The sequence below is a fragment of the Rhodomicrobium vannielii ATCC 17100 genome, assembly GCF_000166055.1.
GTDB classification, from domain to species: domain Bacteria; phylum Pseudomonadota; class Alphaproteobacteria; order Rhizobiales; family Rhodomicrobiaceae; genus Rhodomicrobium; species Rhodomicrobium vannielii.
This window is the reverse complement of the sequence record NC_014664.1, coordinates 3,747,128-3,764,094: the sequence shown is the minus strand read 5'-3', so window position 1 is coordinate 3,764,094 and position 16,967 is coordinate 3,747,128. Positions and strand designations below refer to the sequence as shown.

The 16,967-nt window shown below is 64.5% G+C and carries 16 protein-coding genes; 12 read left to right on the top strand and 4 right to left on the bottom strand.

Features of this window, described 5'->3' with window-relative positions; all coding sequences use genetic code 11:
- Positions 1 to 71 precede the first annotated feature (71 nt).
- Positions 72 to 974 carry an N-acetylmuramic acid 6-phosphate etherase gene (locus tag RVAN_RS17330; RefSeq protein WP_013420995.1) on the top strand — a complete coding sequence of 301 codons (903 nt, stop codon included), beginning with the start codon at positions 72 to 74 and terminating at the stop codon, positions 972 to 974.
- Between the two features lie 45 nt (positions 975 to 1,019).
- Here RVAN_RS17330 and grpE read toward each other — a convergent pair whose 3' ends face one another.
- The 3 genes from grpE to RVAN_RS17315 form a co-directional block, all read right to left on the bottom strand.
- The gene (gene grpE, locus RVAN_RS17325; RefSeq protein WP_013420994.1) at positions 1,020 to 1,886 is read right to left on the bottom strand and encodes a nucleotide exchange factor GrpE; all 867 of its coding nucleotides are present in this window, start codon (positions 1,884 to 1,886) and stop codon (positions 1,020 to 1,022) included.
- Positions 1,887 to 1,984: 98 nt separating this feature from the next.
- Positions 1,985 to 3,088: a heat-inducible transcriptional repressor HrcA gene (gene hrcA, locus RVAN_RS17320; protein ID WP_013420993.1), complete on the bottom strand. Its 1,104-nt coding sequence runs from the start codon at positions 3,086 to 3,088 to the stop codon at positions 1,985 to 1,987.
- Between the two features lie 76 nt (positions 3,089 to 3,164).
- Complete coding sequence (locus RVAN_RS17315; RefSeq protein WP_013420992.1) at positions 3,165 to 3,659, bottom strand: DUF4405 domain-containing protein; 495 nt, start codon at positions 3,657 to 3,659, stop codon at positions 3,165 to 3,167.
- A gap of 268 nt (positions 3,660 to 3,927) precedes the next feature.
- Between RVAN_RS17315 and RVAN_RS17310 the strand changes: the two genes are divergently transcribed.
- Genes RVAN_RS17310 through RVAN_RS17300 form a run of 3 tightly spaced genes read left to right on the top strand, consistent with a single transcriptional unit; the run spans position 3,928 to position 5,578 of the window.
- Positions 3,928 to 4,590, top strand: a complete 663-nt coding sequence (locus tag RVAN_RS17310; RefSeq protein ID WP_013420991.1) for an RNA polymerase sigma factor — start codon at positions 3,928 to 3,930, stop codon at positions 4,588 to 4,590.
- Positions 4,587 to 5,105 carry a hypothetical protein gene (locus RVAN_RS17305; protein ID WP_013420990.1) on the top strand — a complete coding sequence of 173 codons (519 nt, stop codon included), beginning with the start codon at positions 4,587 to 4,589 and terminating at the stop codon, positions 5,103 to 5,105. Before RVAN_RS17310 ends, RVAN_RS17305 begins: the two co-directional genes overlap by 4 nt.
- Entirely contained in the window at positions 5,105 to 5,578 is a 474-nt protein-coding gene (locus RVAN_RS17300; protein WP_013420989.1) for a periplasmic heavy metal sensor, read from the top strand. Before RVAN_RS17305 ends, RVAN_RS17300 begins: the two co-directional genes overlap by 1 nt.
- 13 nt (positions 5,579 to 5,591) lie before the next feature.
- On the opposite strand, the gene RVAN_RS17295 is transcribed toward RVAN_RS17300, so the two are convergent.
- On the bottom strand, positions 5,592 to 6,884 hold the full coding sequence (locus RVAN_RS17295) for an alpha/beta hydrolase (RefSeq protein ID WP_155942505.1): 1,293 nt from the start codon (positions 6,882 to 6,884) through the stop codon (positions 5,592 to 5,594).
- 281 nt (positions 6,885 to 7,165) lie between these two features.
- Here RVAN_RS17295 and RVAN_RS17290 point away from each other — a divergent pair, with 281 nt between their 5' ends.
- The 8 genes from RVAN_RS17290 to RVAN_RS17255 all read left to right on the top strand — a co-directional run bounded on the left by RVAN_RS17290 (position 7,166) and on the right by RVAN_RS17255 (position 16,917).
- Positions 7,166 to 8,545: an APC family permease gene (locus RVAN_RS17290; RefSeq protein ID WP_013420987.1), complete on the top strand. Its 1,380-nt coding sequence runs from the start codon at positions 7,166 to 7,168 to the stop codon at positions 8,543 to 8,545.
- A gap of 50 nt (positions 8,546 to 8,595) precedes the next feature.
- Positions 8,596 to 9,651 (top strand): hypothetical protein, encoded by a 1,056-nt coding sequence (locus RVAN_RS17285; RefSeq protein ID WP_013420986.1) that lies wholly within the window; start codon positions 8,596 to 8,598, stop codon positions 9,649 to 9,651.
- 165 nt (positions 9,652 to 9,816) lie between these two features.
- A complete protein-coding gene (locus tag RVAN_RS17280; protein WP_013420985.1) occupies positions 9,817 to 11,808 on the top strand; it encodes an acetyl/propionyl/methylcrotonyl-CoA carboxylase subunit alpha in 1,992 nt (663 codons plus the stop codon).
- Positions 11,798 to 12,697 (top strand): 3-keto-5-aminohexanoate cleavage protein, encoded by a 900-nt coding sequence (locus RVAN_RS17275; protein WP_013420984.1) that lies wholly within the window; start codon positions 11,798 to 11,800, stop codon positions 12,695 to 12,697. The genes RVAN_RS17280 and RVAN_RS17275 overlap by 11 nt, the downstream gene beginning before the upstream one ends.
- On the top strand, positions 12,669 to 14,486 hold the full coding sequence (locus RVAN_RS17270) for an AMP-dependent synthetase/ligase (protein WP_013420983.1): 1,818 nt from the start codon (positions 12,669 to 12,671) through the stop codon (positions 14,484 to 14,486). Before RVAN_RS17275 ends, RVAN_RS17270 begins: the two co-directional genes overlap by 29 nt.
- A gap of 252 nt (positions 14,487 to 14,738) precedes the next feature.
- Positions 14,739 to 16,298: a nitrogenase cofactor biosynthesis protein NifB gene (gene nifB, locus RVAN_RS17265; RefSeq protein WP_013420982.1), complete on the top strand. Its 1,560-nt coding sequence runs from the start codon at positions 14,739 to 14,741 to the stop codon at positions 16,296 to 16,298.
- Positions 16,299 to 16,336: 38 nt separating this feature from the next.
- Positions 16,337 to 16,552 carry a 4Fe-4S dicluster domain-containing protein gene (locus RVAN_RS17260; protein WP_013420981.1) on the top strand — a complete coding sequence of 72 codons (216 nt, stop codon included), beginning with the start codon at positions 16,337 to 16,339 and terminating at the stop codon, positions 16,550 to 16,552.
- A gap of 11 nt (positions 16,553 to 16,563) precedes the next feature.
- Positions 16,564 to 16,917 carry a HesB/IscA family protein gene (locus RVAN_RS17255; RefSeq protein WP_013420980.1) on the top strand — a complete coding sequence of 118 codons (354 nt, stop codon included), beginning with the start codon at positions 16,564 to 16,566 and terminating at the stop codon, positions 16,915 to 16,917.
- The last annotated feature ends 50 nt before the right edge of the window (positions 16,918 to 16,967 follow it).

The following is a 16,967-nucleotide window of genomic DNA, read 5'->3' as shown; positions in this document are numbered from 1 at the left end:
CTTGTTGCGGATGCTTATTTAAGGTTGCATGTTGCAAAGTCCAACGCCACTCAAACGCGTTTTCGGTTGTTATGGATACTGAACGGCCATCGCCCCGCTTCTCCGGCATCGATGTTTGGGAACCGCTCGACGCGCTCGATGCGATGATCGAGGGTCAGTTCGCTGCGGTCGCCGCCGTGCGCGCAGCTCGGCGCGACATCCTCCGCGCGGTGCTCGCGATGGAGAAGCGCCTCGCCAGCGGAGGGCGGCTCGTTTACGCGGGCGCGGGCACGTCCGGCCGCCTCGCGGTGCAGGACGGCGCGGAACTCATGCCAACCTTCAGCTGGCCGAAAGAACGGCTTGTGCTGCTGCTAGCGGGCGGCGACGAGGCCATGGTTCAGGCCGTAGAAGGGGCGGAGGATGAAACCCACCGCGCCGCCCAACTCATCCGCGTGGAGCATGGCGTCGGCGCGAATGACGTGCTGATCGCGGTGGCCGCCAGCGGCAAGACGCCGTTCACGCTGTCGGCGCTGCGCGAGGCGAAGAAACTCGGCGCGCTTACCGTGGGCATCGCGAACAACGCCGACACGCCCCTTTTGCTCGAAGCTGACCGCCCGATATGCCTTGAAACCGGCTCGGAGCCCATCGCTGGGTCAACGCGCATGAACGCGGGCACCGCGCAGCGCGTCACGCTCGCGATGTTGTCGTCGCTGGTGATGATCCGGCTCGGGCGCGTTTACGAAGGGCTGATGGTCGAGGTGCAGGCCGTGAACGCGAAGCTTGTCGGGCGGCGCGAAAAGATGCTCGTGCATCTGACGGGCAAAGACTTGAGCGCGGTGCGCGAAGCGCTGGCGCAGACGGGCGGCAATATCAAGCTTGCGATGCTTCTGCTGCAAGGGTGTGCGCTTGACGAGGCCAGCGCACTGCTCGAACGCACGGGCGGCCGCCTCCGCGAGGCGCTGACGCTTGCGGGGCGGGATGGCGGGGCGGGCTGAACGCCGCGCCTGCCGGTTAACCGCTTTCGGTTACGCCGCTCGCCGTCAGTTGCCGTTTTCGAGCCGTTTTCCGAAGGACGAAATCAGGTCGTCTACGCCTGCGGGGCCGCTGTTTTCCGTAACGGGCTGCGTGACGGACGACGCACGCTTATCTCCGCCGGACCGGTCACGCCGCAGGGGCGCGCCGCTCGGATCGCGGAAAACATCGGGATCGTGTTCGTGAGCGGGTTCAACCGCGTGATGATCGTGATGCGGCTCCCCATGCGGGGCTGACGGCGCGTCGCTCACGGGTTTGGCCGAGTGCTCGCCCTGCGGCGGCTCCGGCTTGACCGGCGCGCCTCCCTTGGCAACGATCACGGCTGCCGGGCGCAAAACCCGCTCGCCGATCTTGTAGCCCGCCTGAAGCACCTGCACGACGACATCGGCGGGCACGTTGGGCACATCCACCTTGATCATCGCCTCGGAGGTATGTGGATCGAATTTCTCGCCGAGCGGCTCGAAGCGCGTGATGCCGTGACGCTCGAAAACCTTGAGAAGCTCACGCTCCGTCACTTCCACGCCCTGAAGCAGTGTGTTCAGGGCCGGGGTCTGGTCGGTCGCTTCCTTCTGCGCGGCTTCGATCGCACGGCGCAGATTGTCGGCGATCACGATGGCGTCCTTGCCGAACTCGGACGACGCGTATTTCGCGGTTTCAATCTTCTCTCGTTCGCTGCGCCGGCGATAATTTTCCATCTCCGCAGCAATGCGCAAATGGCGATCCCGAAGCTCGGCGTTTTCGGCCCTCGAATCGGCCAGCATCTTCGCCAGCGCCTTTACCTGCTCTTCGGTGGCTTGCGGATTCTGGTCGCGGCCAAGAGAATCGTTATTTTCCGGCCCGTTCGCGTCCGAGGGCCCGTCCGGGGTATCGTTCATGGTGTTCTGCCGTTTCCGTTTTCGATGAGGACCGTCCGCTATCCTCGATCTTCAATGCGCCGATTTTTGAAGCTATATCGGCGGTTTCGGCGGGATAATCAAGCGAGCACGCGGCTCACGAGCTTGGCCGTAAAGTCAACCATGGGGATAATGCGGCCGTAATTGAGGCGCGTCGGGCCGATGACGCCAAGAACGCCTACGATCTTGCGCTCGTGATCCTGGAACGGAGCAACGATAAGGGAAGATCCGGACAGGGAAAACAGATTGTTCTCGGAGCCAATAAAAATGCGGACGCCTTCGGCCTTTTCGGCGAGATCGAGAAGGTGGATCAGCGCTTTTTGCGATTCGAGATCCTCGAAAAGCAGGCGAATGCGTTCGAGGTCTTCCACCGCCCTGAGGTCGTTCAGGAGGCGCGATTGCCCACGCACGATGAGGCTGCGATTGTCCTCGCGTCCGCCCGACCACTGCGCCAGACCCGACCGCACGAGCTTCGCGGTGAGCGCGTCGAGTTCGGCCTGTCTGGCCTTGAGTTCGCCCTCGATCTTTTCGCGCGCCTCGGGAAGTGTCACGCCGCGAATCTTCGCGTTGAGATAATTTGTCGCCTCGACGAGCGCTTGCGGCGGCAGCCCCTCCGGCAAATTCAGCACGCGATTTTCCACGCTGCCGTCATCGCCCGCCAGCACGAGCAGCGCGCGCTTCGAGTCGAGGCTGACGAATTCGATATGCTTCAGGCGGCTCACCTGCTTCTCGGCGAGCACCACGCCCGCGCAGCGCGACAGACCGGAGAGAAGGTCACCCGCCTCTGCCAGCACTTCGGACGTCACGGCATGCTCGCGGTGATAGTCGCGCAGAAGCTGGCGTTCGAGCTGATCGCGCTCCGTTTCCTCGATGCTGCCGACTTCGAGCAGGCCATCAACGAACAGGCGCAGGCCCGTCTGCGTGGGAATACGGCCCGCGCTCACATGCGGCGCGTAGATCAGCCCTTGCGATTCGAGGTCCGACATCACGTTACGCACGGATGCGGGCGACAGCGTCATCGGAAGCTGACGCGACAGGTGACGCGATCCGACCGGCTCGCCCGTTTCAAGATAGGTCTCAACGATGCTCCGGAAGATTTCCCGGTAGCGCTCATTCAGTTCGAGCAGCCCGTTTGCCTGATTTAATTCGAGGGCGGGCGCGCGCAACTCTTGCCGTTTCGACATGCTTCGCGTCCTTGTTCCAAACCTGTTAAATCTAAGGTCGCGCGGCCCCTTCGTCAAATGCCGATCACAGATGCGATTACCGGGATGGCATGACTTCCACCAGCAGCTTGATCGCCGGTGCGCCGGACGCTGCCGCGACGCTCGCGAGGGTGTCGGCGGTGGAGGCCACTTTGTAGCCGCGCTGAAGGAGGTTCGCTCGCAGCGCATCGGGCGTAGTCTTGAGCACTGGGGCGAGATTGTCGAGTGGCGTTTGCGTCATCAGCATGACGGCGGCTCGCGGCGAACCCGCCTTGCCCTGCATCGCGGCGGGAATCGCGAACGCCGCAGCGGCCACAAGCGACAGGGCGAGCGGAACGATCATCGAGCCGCGCCGGAAATAACCCTTCATCGCGCCCCAGTTTCGCCAGACATGCACGAAGAAGGGCACGAGCAACAGCAGGCTCAGCCATTCATGCATGCTGTGAAACAGGTTCGAGCCGAGGTGAAAAAACAGCGCCAAACCTGAAATCGCGGATACGGCGAAAAGGCCGAACGTGAACGGCGTCGTCACGCGCCCAAGAAATCCATTCATGTCATGCGTCCTTCAATTGAAGCCGCCGCATCGGGCGCTTCGGAGGTAATTCGGTTTCGGTCGCGGCGGCGATCACCGAAAGCCCGCCGACCTGCAGCTTGAACACGGCGGCGGCGCAAAACCCTGCGCAGGATTTCGTCGACGAACTCTCCAAGCCTGCGGCGATGCGCTCGCGGGGGAGTTTTCGCGCAGGATTTTTGCGCCTGCGGTGTCCAAGTGGTAAGCAGGCGGCATTGCGGGCCTGGCGCGACGAGGCGGAGGCGACCGCGTGTCTATCGGGGCCGTTGCATGGATGTACGAAGAAACGCTGGCGAGGCCATTCGTCGTGACGCCGCCCCGGAATAGCGCGCGCCCCGACGCCGAGGCCCGCCGCTCCGCCGAGGCGACCGACGAGACCCTGATGCGAAGCGTGGCGATGGGCGACGAGGCTGCGTTCCGCCGACTTGCTGCTCGCCATGCCGCGCGCACGCTGGCCCTGTCGCGACGCATGCTCGCGAATGCGGCCGATGCCGACGAGGTCTTGCAGGAGGCGATGCTCCGCGTGTGGGTGAATGCGCCGCACTGGCGCGCCGAGGCGGCTTTCAAGACGTGGCTTTACCGCGTGGTCGTCAATCTCTGCCTCAACAGGCAGCGCCATAAAAGCTTCGCTCCGCTCGACGACGCGGCCGAGGTTCCGGACCCGTCGCCTTCCGCGCTGGCGAGCCTCGAAAGGCAGGAGGCCGACGCCGCCGTGGCGCGCGCGATCGCCGCCCTGCCGGATCGCCAGCGCGCGGCCATTGTGCTGACCTACTACGAAGACCTCAGCAACGCCGAAGCGGCTTCGGTGCTGGAGACCACAGTTTCAAGCGTCGAAGCGCTGCTCGTGCGTGCCAAGCGAACGCTGCGCGCCGAGCTTCGCGCGCAATCCGATGACTCAGGGAGCCGCACATGACCCGCGCCCGTTTTCAGGATCTCCTCGATATGCACGGCAGCGATCTTGCCGCGTGGCCCGCCGCAGACCGGAGCGCCGCCGAGCGTCTCGTCGCTAGCGATGCAGATGCGGCGGCGGCTTTCGCGGAAGCGCGCCACCTCGATGGCCTCATTCGCGCGAGCCTCGCGACCTCCTCATCCGAAGCCGAGAATGAGGCTATCGCGGCGCGCCTCCTCGACGCCCTGCCCTCAACGCTTCCGCCTCAGTCGGCGCTTCCAGCGCAGGCGCGCGGTGCAAGGGCAGCTTCCCCGGCGCGGCGGGAAGGTGCGAAAAGTTTCGCGCGCAACCGCCTTTTCTCGCGCCCGATCCTGCCGAGAGCTGCCGCGTTTTCGCTTGCGGCGGCGTGCGGCATCGCGCTCGGCGTCTTCTGGGCGCAGAAGATCACGCACGATGAGCAGATGGCGGCGGCAGCCTCTGAGAGCACCGACGCCATCGCCGTCATCTTTCAGTCCGAAACCGCGATTGGAACCTTCTGATGAGCGCGCAAGACACCATCGCCGCCGAAAGCCGGCCTCGGCGTGGCCTGCTTTTCTGGTCTCTCGCCCTGAACATGTTTTTCATCTGCGGCGTCGTCGCGTTTTCGGTCGCGTCATTATACAAACCGGCGTTTCGCGGCGGGGGCGGCGGCCCGGCCTACCAGTTCGAGAGGATTGCCGCGCGGCTTCCAGCGCAGGATGCGGACCGCCTCAAGGCGGCGTTTGCTGAACGCGCGAGCGAGGTCGAGGAGACGCACGCCGCCTCTCACAAGGCGCGGGACGCCATGCGCCTCGCGCTGCGCGCCGAACCCTATGACGGCGATGCGACACGCAAGGCAATGGCGGACGCGCAGGACGCGCGGCGTCGGCTGGAGACGGTGATTCAGGCGGTCATCGCATCGGCGGCGGCGGATATGTCGCTCGAAGGGCGCGCGCAACTGGCGGAATGGCGGGCCGATCCGCCGCGCAAATAGGGCACATCATCGACTATCGCGTATCGACGCGGAGCCTTTGCAGCAGATCCCTGATCGGGTGATAAGCCCACGCCTTCGTCACGAAATCGCGGTGCTCGGTGCCGGGATCGGTGGAGATGAACGTCACGCTTCCGCTGCGAAGCGGCCCCTTGAGCTTGGTGTTCAGCGCCACGTCCTTGCCCTTCAGGATATCGGCAAGCTCCGTGTTGCGCGCCCGCGTGGACGACGCATAGGCGCTGAGGAAGAACGCTTTTTCGCGCGACGAAATCCAGTTCGCGAAGGTGTCCGTCTCGCCATAGAGCGCGTCCAGCAGCACCACGCCGCGCAAGCGCTCGTCTGCACCGCCCTGACGGATGCACGACGCCGCCGTCGCGTAACCGCCGCTATAGGCGACAATCACGATCGGCATGCGGTCGAAATACGCCTTGGAGCGCGGATCGCCGTGCAGCTTCACGAGTTCGTCACTCGCCTCGTCGAGGAAGCGGCGCAGGCCGCCCACCTCCCATAGCTTGCCCGCGCTCGAATCGGCCGCGTCGGACGCGAGCTGCGGCGCGACGAGCACCGCATTGACGCCCGCCTCGGACACCTGCTCCGGCACGCGCTGACGCTGGATCACGTCGCGCTGCAAGGTTGCGCCATGCCCATGCAGGAACAGCACCATGAGCGCGGGGCGCCGGAGGTCGAAGCCGCGCGGGATGTGAAGCAGAGTGCGGCTGTCGTTGTAGGTCGGATCTTCCCAGTAAACCGCGCCGCTCGACGTGCTGTGGCCGCGCCTGCCGCCGTCGTTCACATTGAGGAACGGGTGGCCGGTCGCCGGATTGGTGCCGCGATAGGGGAACGGCGCGCTTTGCAGCGGCACGAGCTTCGTGCGCGTCTGCCGGAGCGGAAGCAGCGGCGGTTCGGCTTTGATCGGCGAGCCTTTCTTGACCATCTTGACGGGCACGAGGATCGAGGGAGCTTGCGCCTCAACCGACATCGAAGCCGTCATCAGCGTCGGCGCCTCGGCGGGAGTGCGCCTCTCGGCCGGGGCAAGGCGCTGTTCGGGGAGCGGCGCAACCGCAGCGACGGCAAGTGTCGGGGTGACGGCTTTTGGCTGTTGCTGTTTGAGAACGCCCTGCTTGGCAGATCGGTTCAAACGGTCGCCAGCATCGGGGCTCATCGCCGCCAAGCCGGAGGGGGGAAGTTCCATGCTGAGCGCCGCGGCGTCCGAGGTTTTCGCGAGATCGACGGCTTCCGTCTCGGAACGACAGCCCGCGGCAGTGATCGCGAGCGCCGCCACAATCGGGAAACGCAGCCTCGAAAACAACGCCAAAGATACTCGCGGCAGGATGAACACGGATACTCGCACGCTCTTACTAACCAGACCTAGCGTCTTGCACTCACCAGACGTGTGAAGCGGGATAACCCGCAATCGTGACCACATCATGAGCCGCTCCCCGAGCCTAGACGAAAGGACTTTCTAAATGCCTTTCCCGCTAGAGTACGATCCGCTTGAGCGCACAGCCTAAGTTGCCACTATGCAACTACCAGACAGTTAACCTTACCGGCGGAATTGTTGAAATTGTCCTCAGTTGATATGAGCAGGGTATGAGTGATGCATCGGTTTGCGCGCAGGAACCTGCCGCGTCTTCGTCCGGGGGCAAATTCGGGTCACTGGACCTCCCCAAGATATCCGTCGTAACGGCAACTGCGCTCGCGGTCGCCGACATGATCGGCACGGGCGTCTTCACGAGCCTCGGCTTCCAGGTTCGCGGCATCCCATCTGCCTTCTCGCTGCTCATGCTGTGGGTCGTCGGCGGGCTGGTCGCGCTATGCGGGGCATTGTCCTACGCTGAACTTGCGGCGGCCTTTCCGCGCTCCGGCGGCGAATACAATTTCCTGTCGCGCGCCTTCCGCCCGGCCATCGGCTTCATGGCCGGATGGATTTCAGCGACCGTCGGCTTCGCCGCGCCGGTTGCGCTCGCGGCCATGGCGTTCGGCCAATATTTTGCAGGCGTGATGCCAGGCGCACCCGTCCTGCTCCTCGGTATCGCCGTCGTCTGGCTTGTCTCGCTCGTGCATCTGATGGGCGTCAACACGGGCAGCAAGTTGCAAAATGTCTCCACCTTCGTGAAATTCGGGCTCATCGTCGCCTTCATCGCGGCGGGCTTCATTTGGGGAGAGCCGCAGCCGATCTCCTTCGCGCCGTCCGCCGCCGATCTGGGCTATATGGCGAGCGCGCCCTTTGCCCTCAGTCTCGTCTTCGTGCTCTATTCCTATTCGGGCTGGAACGCCGCGACCTACATCGCGAGCGAGATCAAGGAGCCTGAGAAGACCCTTCCGCGCGCCCTGCTTTTCGGCGTGCTGATCGTGACGGTTCTCTACGTAGCCCTCAACGCCGTGTTCCTCTACACGACGCCGTTGGGTGAATTGGCGGGCCAGATCGATGTCGGCCTGATCGCCGGGCGGCACATCTTCGGCGAAACGGGCGGCCAGATCGTTGCCGCGCTCATCTGCCTGGGCCTTGTCTCGGCGGTCAGCGCGATGATGTGGATCGGTCCGCGCGTCGCTCAGGTGATGGGCGAGGACAACCCGATGCTGTCCTTCTTCGCCAAGACGTCGAACAAGGGCGTCCCGGTGAATGCGCTCGTCTTCCAGCTTGTCGTCGTCACGGCGCTGCTCTTCACGCAGGGCTTCGAGACGGTGCTCGAATTCATCCAGTTCGCGCTCACGCTGTGCTCCTTCCTGACGGTGCTCGGCGTCATCGTGCTGCGCATTCGCCGCCCGGACCTGCCGCGCCCCTACAGGGCTTGGGCCTATCCCCTGACGCCCGTCCTTTTCCTGGCGGTTACGGGGTCCGTGCTCGTCCACCTTCTCATCGAGCGACCGGGACAATCGCTCGCGAGCCTCGGTCTCATGATCGCGGGTCTTTTCATCTATGCAGTTTCAGCAAAGTTCAGCGCGGCTCCTAGCAAGGGAATAGCTTGACCATGACATTCCGCTTCCCCGTTCGATCATTCCTCGCAGGCATTGCATTGATGACAGCCCTGCCCGGCGCGCTCATGGCCGCCGACGGTCAGGCGCAGACGGATATCGCGCGCGTGCTCGCCGGTATTCAGCCATCGGAAAATTCGCCGCTTCAGGCCGTGGCGAAGGACGCCTCGTTCAAGAAACACCAGTCCTTCATGGACTCGAGCTGGAAGCAGCTTGAAGACAAGCAGCTCTCCAAGGTGCGCAGCTGGTCGTCGGACAACGTGAAGCAGCAGGAGCCGACGCTCTATTACCTGTTCTCCGGCCCGGATTATCTCTACGCCAACGCGTTCTTCCCGAAGGCGAAGACCATCATCATGGCCGGGCTTGAGCCGTCAGGCCCGGTTCCCGAACTTTCCGACCTGACCGTTAGAACGGCGAATAGCGAACTGAATGGCACGCGCGCCGCGCTTGGTAGCCTGCTCAAGCACAGCTATTTCATCACGAGCGAGATGGGGCATCAGCTTTCGCGGCGGAAGCTGTCGGGCACGCTGCCGATCATCTACGTGTTCGCCGCCCGCTCCGGCAAGGACATCAAGGATGTGAGCCTCATCGCGCTCGACCGCGAAGGCAAGCTGCATGCGGCGGACGAGCCGGGCATCGACTCGGCGGCGAAGGGCGCGAAGATCGTGCTGGCGGGTGCGGATGGCGAAGAGCAGACGATCTATTATTTCAAGACCGACCTTTCCAACAAGGGCGTGCAGGCGAGCGGCTTCATCAAGTTCCTCGACGGCTATGGCCAGGGCGACGCCTTCATCAAGAGCGCGTCCTACCTGCTGCACAATCCCGGCTTCTCCGACGTGCGCGACTTCCTCCTGAAGCACTCGGCAGCGCTCGTGCAGGACGACACCGGCATCCCGGTGAAGTATCTCGATGCGAACTGGCAGCTTCAGCCTTTCGGCAGCTACCTCGCGCCGATCGCGCAGTTCCGCCACGCACAACAGCCCAAGCTCGTCGATCTCTTCAAGAAGGAGAGCAAGGGTCCGCTCGGTTTCACGGTCGGCTATCGCTGGGGCAAGCCGTCGAACCTGCTGCTCGCGGTGAAGGCTCCGCCGCGGTCCTGATTTGGCGTGTGGCGCTTGCCACCGCATATCCGGCCCAACTTCAAGGTGACGCCGTCCCTCAGGGGGCGGCGTTTTTTATTCACCTTTCGGCTTAGCTTGCTTCCATTCATTGCGGGAGACCGCCCGATGCAATAAATTAGTTTCGTTGCAACGGGCGGAGCCAGAATGACGGCACGGCGATTTCGCAAGCTTCTGATCGCCAATCGCGGTGAGATCGCCTGCCGGATCGTGCGCACGGCGCGCGCGATGGGGTATCGCACGGTGGCCGTATTCTCCGATGCCGACGCCGACGCCATGCACACGCGAGCCGCCGACGAAGCCGTTCGTATCGGCCCGTCGCCGCCGCGTGAAAGCTATCTCGACATCGCCCGCATCCTCGACGCTGCGAAGAAGACCGGCGCGGATGCGATCCATCCGGGCTACGGCTTCCTTGCCGAGAACGCCGATTTCGCGGAGGCATGCGAAGCGGCGGGGCTTGTGTTCGTCGGGCCGCCCGCGCGCGTGATCCGCGCCATGGGCGACAAGGCGGCGGCGAAAGCCATCGCGGAAGCAGCCGGTCTGCCGTGCGTGCCGGGCTATCGCGGCGAGGATCAGGCGGATGCACGTCTCACCGCCGAGGCGGCCGCAATCGGCTTTCCGCTGCTGGTGAAGGCGGTTGCGGGAGGCGGCGGGCGCGGCATCCGCGCAGTCCATGCGGCGGCGGAGTTGCCGGACGCGCTTGCGGCGGCGCAGCGCGAGGCGAAGGCCGCGTTCGGCGACGACCGCCTGATGTTGGAACGGCTAATCGAACGTCCGCGCCATCTTGAAGTGCAAATCTTTGGCGACGATCACGGCAATGTCGTGCATCTCTTCGAGCGCGATTGCTCCACGCAGCGGCGACGGCAGAAGATCATCGAGGAAGCGCCGAGCCCCGTGCTCACGCCCGCGCATCGCGAGCGGCTGACGGGTTACGCCGTCGCGCTCGCGCAGGCGGCTGGCTATCGCAACGCGGGCACGGTCGAGTTCATCGCCGACGCGGACCTGACTTTCTACTTTCTGGAAATGAATACGCGGCTTCAGGTCGAGCATCCCGTCACGGAAATGGTGGTGGGCGTCGATCTCGTGGACTGGCAATTGAGGGTCGCCGCCGGGGAGCCGTTGCCGCTTCGGCAGGACGAAATCGCGATGCGCGGGCACGCCATCGAGGCGCGGCTCTGCGCGGAAGACCCATATGACGGCTTTCGCCCGCAAGCTGGCACCGTGATACACTTCGCTCCGCAGGAACGCGGTGGCATTCGCTTCGATACCGGCGTCGAGACCGGAAGCGAGGTTTCGCCCTGGTACGACTCGATGGTGGCCAAGGCCATCGCGGGCGGTCGGGACCGGCTTGAAGCCACGCGCCGCCTCGCCTCGGCGCTGGAGGATGCGCCCCTGCTCGGCCTTGCGACGAACCGCGAATTTCTGGTCGCACTCCTGCGCGGCGAGGCGTTCGACCGCGCCGAAATCGCCACGACGACGCTCGACGACTGGGCGCAAACGGCTGCGCACGACGCAGCCTCGCCATTCGCGCGGCCCCGTCCGTCGCCCACAGATTGGGCGCTGGCTGCCGCGCTCTCGGCCGAACGAGGTGGCGGCGCGGGCGAATGGTTCTGGTCCGGCAGCGCCTTCGATTTTTCGCTCGACCTCACATGCGGCGGCGAGACGAAGCGGCTTACCTACACGCGCCGGCGCTCCGGCCCGCTGGCGGTTGCGGTCGATGGCGAGCGGATCGAAATCGCGCTGATCGAAAATGCGCCGCCTCGGATCGTGTTCGAGGCGGATGGCGTTCGGCGGCGCGCAGCGGCGGCATGGCAGGGCGCGACGCTCCATCTCGCCGTTGACGACGCGGCCTTCGCCTTCGCGGAGCCGGATCATGCGCATGCGGACGACGCGGCGGACGGCGCGCGCATCGCCGCACCTGTCGCTGGCCTGCTCGTCAAGGTGTTGGCCGAACCGGGGCAGGCGGTGGCGGCGGGCGACACGCTGGCGATCATCGAGGCCATGAAGATGGAAACGCGCGTAACAGCGCTCGCGTCGGGCCGCATCGCGGCGGTGCATGCCACCGCAGGCGCGCAGGTTGCGAGCGGCGCGCTTCTGTTCGAGATCGAAACCGAGGATGCGCCCGCCGATGTCCGATAAAGCCATCCTCACCTGTGCGCTGAACGGCGTACTCACCGATCCGCGCCAGCACCCGATGATCCCGGTGACGCCGGAGCAGATGGCGGCTTCCGCGCGCGAGGCTTACGACGCGGGCGCGGCTATCGTTCACATTCATTTCCGCGCGCAAGGCGATGGCGTGGGCCATCTGCCGAGCTGGGAGCCGGACGTCGCCGCGGCGGCTGTCGAGGCGATCCGCGCGGCTTGCCCCGGCATCGTCATCAACCAGACGACCGGCACTGTCGGCCCCGACATTTCCGGTCCGGCCGCCTGCATCAAGCGCACGCGGCCCGAGATCGCGGCCTGCAATGCGGGCAGCCTCAACTATCTGAAGCTCCGCTCGGATGGGCGCTGGGCGTGGCCGCCGCTGCTGTTCGACAACCCCGTGTCGAAGGTGCAGGGCTTCCTCGACGCGATGGCGGAAGCGGGCTCGCGGCCGGAGTTCGAATGCTTCGACGTGGGCATCGTGCGTTCGGTCGGCCTTTACGTCGAGAACGGAATGGCAAAGACGGCGCAGTACAATTTCGTGATGGGCGTCGCGTCGGGCATGCCGGTCGACGCGGATCTGCTCGCGCTGCTGCTGAGATACCGCCGCGACGGCGCGCTCTGGCAGACGACGCTGATCGGCCGCACGGAAATCTGGCCCGTTCACCAGCGGGCGGCCGAACTCGGCGGCATGCTGCGCACCGGGCTCGAAGACACGTTCTATTTGCCGGGCGGCGAGAAGGCGAAAAGCAACGGCGCGCTGATCGAGGCGCTGGCCGCATGCGCGCGAAACGCGGGGCGCGAAATTGCGTCTCCGGACGAAACAAGAATAATAATGAACCTGGGAGGATCGCATCATGGGGAGGCAGGGACCAGCACCGCTTGAGGGTGAGCCTTTCGTTTCGCCGCCTCGGCGCTTCCTCGAAACGGCGGCGCGGCGAGGAATTGCGCCTGCCTATTACGTGCGCGAGGCCGAAGGCTGGACGGCGACGCCATGGAACGTGTTCCGCGACGAGGTGCGGCGGGCGGCGCGGGCGCTGGTCGCGCTTGGCGTGAAGCCGGGCGATGCGGTCGGCGTCATCGGCTACAATCGCCCCGAATGGGTCATCATGGACATCGCCGCCATGATGGTCGGCGCGAATGTCGCGGGCATCTACTTCACGGCGTCGGCGCAGGATGCGGCCTACATCATCGCGCATTCCGAATGCGCCATCGTGCTCGCGGAGAAGGAGGAACACTTCCGCCGCATCGCGAGCCAGCGCGAAGAATTGAGCCACCTTCGACATGTCGTCATGATGCGCGGAGCGGACGCCACCGACCCGCTGCAAATGACGTGGGACGCGTTCATGGCGCAGGGCGACGACCGCTTCGACGCGGAGGTCGAGCGCCGCTTGCAGGCGATCCAGCCGAAGGACGTTGGCTGCCTGATCTACACCTCCGGCACGACCGGCCCCCCGAAGGCTGTGCAGATCAGCCACGACGCGCTCGCGAAAACCGCGGCGCTCGTGCTGAAGCTGTTCGAGGTGACCGGGAACGACCGCACGATTTCGTATCTCCCGCTCGCGCACATCGCCGAGCGCATCCTCACGATCCATTTCCAGATCACCGTCGGCAACGCGGTCTACTTCGCGCGCGATGTCCTGAGCCTCGGCGAGCATTTGCCGGAGGTGCGGCCCGACTTCTTCTTCGGCGTGCCGCGCGTTTACGAAAAACTGGCTTCCGCCGTGCAGGCGAAGCTCGCGGCGGCGAAGGGGCCGAAGGCGAAGATCGTGCAATGGGCGCTCGGCGTCGGCCAGGAGTGGCACCGCAAGGAGCAGGCGGGCGAGCGCATCGGCCTGAAGACGGCGCTAGCCATGGCCGTGGCATCGCGGCTTTTCCATCGCAAGGCGAAGCGCCTCATCGGCCTCGACCGCGCGAAGCATCTCGGCGTCGGTGCCGCGCCGATCCCGGAGGAAACGCTGCGCTTCATGACCGGCCTCGATCTTCCGGTGCGCGAGCTATGGGGGCTGTCGGAAAGCGCGGGCGTCGGCACCACGAACCTCAGGGGCGCGACAAAAATCGGCTCGGTCGGCAAGCCTTATCCCGGTCTCGACCTCAAGATCGACCGCGACGGCGAAATCCTCATACGCGGGCCGTACATGTTCATGGGCTACGCCAAAGACCCGGAAGCCACCGCGCGCACCTTCACGGACGGATGGCTGCGCACCGGCGACCTCGGACACGTCGATCTGGACGGCTACGTTCACATCACGGGCCGGAAGAAGGACATCATCATCACCTCCGGCGGCAAGAACGTCGCGCCCGCCAACCTTGAGATGGAACTCGTCGCGCTTCCGCTGGTCGAACACGCCATCGTCTGCGGCGAGCGGCGCCCCTATCTCGGCGCGCTCATCACGCTCGACAAGGCGGCGGCGGAGCGGTTCGCGAGCGAGCGCGGAATGGCGGACGGCCCTGCGCTGACAGAGGCGATCCGCGAGAAAATTCAGGAGGGCATCCACGCGATCAACGCGCGACATTCACGCGTGGAGAACATCCGCCGCTTTGCCATCCTGCCCGAGCCGCTCTCAATCGAAAACGGCGATCTCACCCCCACACTGAAGGTGAAGCGGCAGGCGGTGATGACGCGCCTGACGCCGGTCGTGGACAGCCTCTATCGCGAGAACGAGAAGGTTTAAGCAGGCGCGCGCTGCGCCGCCCATCTCACTGGCCCATTCCGTACAATTGGCCCCGACCGTTCACCCATGTGTAAGAAACGCGACAGCGCGTCGCGCTCAGAGCAACCGCCGGGCGCTGATTTTAGAAGCGTTCTGGTCTGTGGCACGGTCATTGCTTCACGTCTGCAGAAGCCGCTCGGCAGGCGGTGGATACGGGGCATGGGGCCGCATTGGCCCTCACCCTCAGGCGGCGGGCCTTTACGAGGATCGATGATGTTTGACGCAGAACAGCTTCCAGACACCGGCGAAGGCCAGATCAAACCGCTGAACGATTTGCTCCAGAAGATCGTCGCCAGCAAGGGCTGCGAGACGAAGGCGGGGCCGGGGAAATCCGGTTGCGGATCGACGGGCACAGAAAGCACGCTTCCGCCGGAAATCTGGGAGAAGGTCAAGAACCACCCCTGCTACAGCGAGCAGGCGCATCATCACTTCGCGCGCATGCATGTGGCGGTGGCCCCGGCGTGCAACATTCAGTGCAATTACTGTAACCGCAAATACGACTGTGCGAATGAATCGCGCCCCGGCGTGGTGAGCGAGCGTCTCACACCCGAGCAGGCCGCGAAGAAGGTCTTCGCCGTCGCCTCCACCATTCCGCAGATGACGGTGCTCGGCATCGCCGGCCCGGGCGACCCGCTCGCCAACCCCGAGAAGACGTTCAAGACGTTCGAGCTCGTCGCACAGACCGCGCCCGACATCAGGCTTTGCGTCTCGACCAACGGCCTCATGCTGCCGAAACTCGTCGACCGCATCTGCCAGTACAACATCGACCACGTCACGATCACCATCAACATGGTCGATCCCGAGGTGGGCGCTAAGATCTATCCGTGGATCTTCTACGAGCACAAGCGCTATACCGGCGTAGAGGCGGCTCGCATCCTTTCGGAGAACCAGCTCCGCGGCCTCGAAATGCTGACCGAGCGCGGCATCCTCTGCAAGATCAACTCGGTGATGATCCCCGGCGTCAATGACGAGCATCTCGTCGAGGTGAACAAGGCGGTGAAGGCGCGCGGCGCATTCCTGCACAACATCATGCCGCTGATCTCCGCGCCCGAGCATGGCACCGTCTTCGGCATGAACGGCCAGCGCGGCCCGACCGCGCAGGAGCTGAAGGCGTTGCAAGATGCCTGCGAAGGCGACATGAATATGATGCGGCATTGCCGTCAGTGCCGTGCGGACGCAGTGGGGCTCCTCGGCGAAGACCGCAGCGACGAATTCACGACTGAGAAGGTCATGGCGATGGAAATCGACTACGATCTTGAAGCGCGCAAGGCCTATCAGGCCAAGGTGGAAGCGGAGCGGGACGCGACGCAGGCCGCGAAGGCGGACGAACTGGCGAAGCTCGCGGGCGAAAAGGCCGACATCGCCATCCAGATCGCCGTTGCGACAAAGGGTAACGGCCGCGTCAACGAGCACTTCGGCCACGCGACCGAATTCCAGATCTACGAGGTCTCGACGGCAGGCGCGAAGTTCATCGGCCATCGCCGCGTCGACCTTTATTGCCAAGGTGGTTTCGGCGACGACGACAAGCTTGAGACGGTGATACGCGCGATCAACGACTGCGCAGCCGTTTTCGTGGCCCGGATCGGCACTTGCCCGAAGGAAGGCTTGCTCAAGGCTGGCATCGATCCGGTCGATCGCTTCGCACATGAGTACATCGAGCAATCTGCGCTTGCATACTTCAAAGAATATTTAGAAAAAGTCCAATCTGGCGAAATCGAGCACGTCGCGCGTGGCGATGCGGATATTCGTCAGGGAGCCTTCACCGCGGCCTAGCCGCCCCGACCCAGACCCATAGACAGGAGTTGACCCCTATGGCTTACAAGATCATCGCCTCCCAGTGCACCGCTTGTTCGGCTTGCGAAGCCGAGTGCCCGAATGCCGCCATCAGCGTGAAGAAGGGCGTTTATTTCATCGACCCGGTGACGTGCACCGAATGCGTCGGCCACTTCGACGACGCGCAGTGCGCGGCGGTTTGCCCGGTCGAAGGCACGTGCGTTCCGGATCCGGCTCATCCCCGCTCTGCGTAAGGATTGAAAGCATGAACCTGACGGTTACTCCAGCGGCAGAAAAAGTGATCCGGCGATTCCTTCGCTTCGACGGCAAGCCCGGCAGCGGTTTTCGCCTGAAGGTGGCGCCGGGCGGTTGCTCCGGGCTCTCCGCCGAGTTCAGCGTTGAGGCCGAGCCTCAGCCGGACGACGCGGTGATCGAAGTCAACGGCCTGAAGCTTTTTCTCCCCGAGGAGAGCCGTCTTCTTCTGGAGGGGGTGACGATCGATTTTTCCGACACCCCGCTTCAGTCCGGTTTTGTCTTTCGCGATCCGAAACAACAAGCCAGTTCATGCAGTTCCACTGCGCCGGTGCTGTTCGACATCACCGAGCTCAAGATCCAATAGTGCCTTTCCGCCTCTCCGGGGGCGGAAAGACCTTCTTCTTCTACGACCGT